Source organism: Roseibium sp. RKSG952 (assembly GCF_009711355.1).
The window spans coordinates 1-864 of sequence record NZ_SMMF01000407.1 but is presented as its reverse complement, the minus strand read 5'-3'; the positions used below and the strand labels follow the sequence as shown (position 1 = coordinate 864).

Genomic DNA, 864 nt, shown 5'->3' with positions numbered 1-864 from the left:
ACCGAACCGTCCCGTTACCTTGTTGCACTTTACGGCTGAACCCGCCAATCCTCGGGAAGCATCACAGCCCGAATGCATAAAGGAACACGCTGACCACAAACGCCAGCATGCCGAAGTTGAACAGTCTGCCCTTGTATCTGATGGTCTGACCCAGAATCCGCATGCTTGCGATAACATCGCGCATGGCGGCCTCGTCGGAATAAAACGCAAACTGCTCTTCCAGCTCGTGAATATCTTCCTTGCTGAAGGCGACCCTGCTCAGGAAGTCCGTTCCGGGCTTGAAGCGAACAGCGGACGCCCACAGGAAGGCAAGGATGCTGAGCGCACCTGCGAGAAGAGACGGGTGCGTTTTCAGTTCATTCAGGACATGGGGCAGGTTTTCTTGCCCTTCGCGCAATTCCGGCGTCGCCACGAGGCCGATGACCGTTCCCTGAATCACGATAAAAACAGCGGCTCTTCGGTCTATTGAGGCCATCCTGTTGCCGAGATAGGCAAACAATGAGGAAACAATTATCGCCACGTCTTTTCCAAGTGCCTTTTTTGAAATCATGTCATTCATTAGTGCATATCGCCAAAACTGATCGGGGCCGTTGTTCCTCCTGCCTTTATTGCAAGGCAAGAGTGAGCAGCGGCCACATGGGGCCATTCTCGTGTTCCTCCCGACAGTCACCTCCTGAAACCGGAAGATCTTGTCCGATCGGGTGAATACTTCCTGCCGGTATCGCAATTTGCCAAGATATCTGGGTCAAACCTTTGCGATGAGGAAGTGCCGATGCGTGAGGTTAGCATCATCGAAATTGATCTGGCGAAAAATGTGTTCCATTTGCATGGCATGCTGGCCAGGAAGCCTTTCAAGGCGGAAAC

The 864-nt window shown here is 52.9% G+C and carries 1 protein-coding gene; it reads right to left on the bottom strand.

Features of this window, described 5'->3' with window-relative positions; genetic code table 11:
- Positions 1–61 precede the first annotated feature (61 nt).
- Positions 62–520 carry a hypothetical protein gene (locus E1297_RS01270; protein WP_155132896.1) on the bottom strand — a complete coding sequence of 153 codons (459 nt, stop codon included), beginning with the start codon at positions 518–520 and terminating at the stop codon, positions 62–64.
- Positions 521–864: the final 344 nt, after the last annotated feature.